General features: G+C 36.7%; 5 protein-coding genes. 3 read left to right on the top strand and 2 right to left on the bottom strand.

Annotated features, from left to right (window positions below):
• Positions 1-116: 116 nt before the first annotated feature.
• Positions 117-737, top strand: a complete 621-nt coding sequence (locus AC52RT_RS05900) for an SGNH/GDSL hydrolase family protein (protein WP_495539885.1) — start codon at positions 117-119, stop codon at positions 735-737.
• A gap of 268 nt (positions 738-1,005) precedes the next feature.
• Positions 1,006-1,944, top strand: a complete 939-nt coding sequence (locus AC52RT_RS05895; protein ID WP_495539884.1) for a magnesium transporter CorA family protein — start codon at positions 1,006-1,008, stop codon at positions 1,942-1,944.
• 76 nt (positions 1,945-2,020) lie between these two features.
• On the opposite strand, the gene AC52RT_RS05890 is transcribed toward AC52RT_RS05895, so the two are convergent.
• Positions 2,021-2,155, bottom strand: coding sequence for a YuzL family protein (locus AC52RT_RS05890; protein WP_495539883.1), 135 nt, complete (start codon positions 2,153-2,155; stop codon positions 2,021-2,023).
• A gap of 92 nt (positions 2,156-2,247) precedes the next feature.
• Between AC52RT_RS05890 and AC52RT_RS05885 the strand changes: the two genes are divergently transcribed.
• Positions 2,248-2,502 (top strand): YkuS family protein, encoded by a 255-nt coding sequence (locus tag AC52RT_RS05885; RefSeq protein WP_495539882.1) that lies wholly within the window; start codon positions 2,248-2,250, stop codon positions 2,500-2,502.
• A gap of 41 nt (positions 2,503-2,543) precedes the next feature.
• On the opposite strand, the gene AC52RT_RS05880 is transcribed toward AC52RT_RS05885, so the two are convergent.
• Positions 2,544-2,729 (bottom strand): OsmC family protein (locus AC52RT_RS05880; protein WP_495539881.1); only part of this gene is annotated, 186 nt, incomplete at its 5' end.

Here is a 2,729-nt window from a genome sequence, read left to right as displayed (position 1 = left end):
TATAATGATAAAGTCCATTCTTAAAAAAATGAAAATAGAGGAAAAAATCGTTTGGATAGTTGATGAGTCCATTCGATTTTTTTTGAAGAAATCAGGTACATAGAAGGAGGATCATGATGAAGTCGGGTGAGAGACTAATTTTTATTGGAGATAGTATAACAGATTGCGGTAGAAAAACTGATTCTGAAAAGATAGGTGACGGATATGTGCGAATCATACGGGATCACTTACGTTTGAGACAGCTGGAAGGAATTCCAGACATAATTAACAAAGGAATAAGTGGAAATCGAATTACGGATTTAGCGGATCGTTGGGAAAAAGATGTTCTTGCGCTTGATCCAGATTATGTGTCTATATCAATCGGTATAAATGATGTATGGAGACAATTAGATAATCCGAATATGAATCAGGTTTACCCCGGTGAATTTGAAAAAATCTATCAAAAGTTATTATCTCTAGTAAAGGTTAAAACGAATGCTCAAATTATTATTATGGAACCAACCATTATTGAAGAAAACATTGAATCTGAAGGTAATCGTAAACTGCAGCCTTATGTCGATATTGTACGCAAGCTTGCAGTGACGTTTAACGGTGTGCTTGTACCAGAACATCAATGTTTTAAAGATGTATTAAAACAACATCCTGACTATAAGCTGACTACAGATGGTGTTCATATGAATTCAACAGGTAATTTGTTAATGGCGCAAACGTGGTTACGGGCAAACGGGTTAGAATAATAAGATGAAAGCTCTCAGTCAAGATACTGGGAGCTTTTTACTGGAAAAGAATCGTTATTGTGCTTTTCGCTTATTTATGATTAAGATAGAGAGTAATCACTGTTAATATGAAAGTGAGTTGATACGCATGAACAGTAGTTCCTACGATCCTGAACCCAGTGAGCACGGGGAAGCTCATGCCATCGTGATTATCGAATAGACGATAACGGTTTAGTATCGATTCTATAACAGATCGTATGGCTTCCTCTAAAAATGAGGAGGTTAAAGCATGATTGAAATATATAAAACAACAGAACCTAGACAAATCGAACAATTAACTAAGTTCGAAAAAGGCTGCTGGATTCACCTGACAGCACCAACTGAAGATGAGATACAGCAAATTGTAAAGACGCTGGAGTTGCCTGAGAATTTTATTAAAGACCCTTTAGATGATGAAGAACGGCCTCGGATTGAACGCGAAGAGAACGATGTATTAATTATCGTCGATTATCCTTATCTGACTCACGATGAAACAGGCACGCCTGTATATGAGACGATTCCAATTGGACTTATATTTACTGAAGATTATTTTCTAACCGTTTCATTGAAGGATAGTCCTATTTTGACTAATTTTAAAAACAATAAAATTAAAAGTTTTTATACGAATAAAAAAACACGGTTTGCTTTGCAAATCCTTTCAGAAATTGCCTCATTCTATTTACGTTATTTAAAGCAAGTTAATAAAATTACAAATGATACCGAACGCAAGCTGCATCAATCAATGAAGAATAAAGAACTTTATACTTTCTTAGGCTTAGAGAAAAGCTTGGTTTACTTCACAACCTCGCTTAAATCCAATAAAGTCGTGCTGGATAAAATTCTACGCTTTAATTATTTGAAGATGTATGAGGAAGATAAAGATTTGCTTGAGGATGTTATCATTGAGACCAACCAGGCAATTGAGATGAGTGAAACATATAGTTCGATTTTAAGCGGTATGATGGATGCGTTTGCCTCTATCATCTCGAATAATGTCAACATTGCGATGAAGTTTCTCACCTCCGTCACGATTATTCTAACACTGCCGACGATGGTGGCGAGCTTCTTCGGAATGAATGTGAATTTACCTTTTTCGAATCACCCTCACGCCTTTGCGATTACCTTAACAATTGCAGCAGGACTGGCGTCAGCCACGGCTTTCTTTTTCTGGAAAAAGAAATACTTTTAACTGTAAGATTGCTTTCGATCGTTTTTCTATTCGAGAAAAAAGCTGTTGAGGGAGCTCAACAGCCTGATTGGATTATTTAACTTCGCTTTTGCTTTTTTCTTGATGAAGATGCTTCAACATTTCCCGTTTCTGTGTTCGTGGTTCCCTGTCCTTTTACTTGAGATGATTCGAGCTCACTTTTAGATGGATCTTTTTTCGTTTTGTTATTCATGGCTTTCACCTCCATTAATAGAGTCTGCGATGAATGAAAAAATTATACATGATACATAACTTCCTTTTAACTGGACACATTACCAGAAGGAGGTGTTTATTTTGGCTAAAATCGCCGTTGATCCATCATTGAGTAATATTCAACAGGCACTTCGAGATAAAGGGTATGAAGTGGTCGAATTGAAAAATGAAACAGATTCGCAAAACTGTGATCTTTGTGTAGTAACAGGACTTGATTCGAATGTGATGGGAATTCAAGACACATCTACTAAGGCTAATTTTATTGATGCCGATGGAATGACTGCTGACCAAGTGTGTCAAGAGATTGATCACAAGCTTCAATATTGAATAACAAAATGGCCTGACAGTTTAGCTGTCAGGCCATTTTGTTATTCATAAGTCACGCGGGCATCGAGCTCAATGTCAACATTGCCTTTAATGGCACGAGATATCATACAAGAGGTTTCAGCTTTTTGAGCAAACTTTAAGGTACGCTCCAAGTCCTTTTCTGAAGCCGAGGCTGGCAGAATAATATGAGGACGGTGGATAATCTTTTTGTATGTAAATACTCCATT

Source organism: Peribacillus sp., from assembly GCF_059453735.1.
The sequence above is the reverse complement of the archived record's forward strand: the minus strand, read 5'-3'. Positions and strand labels throughout refer to the sequence as shown.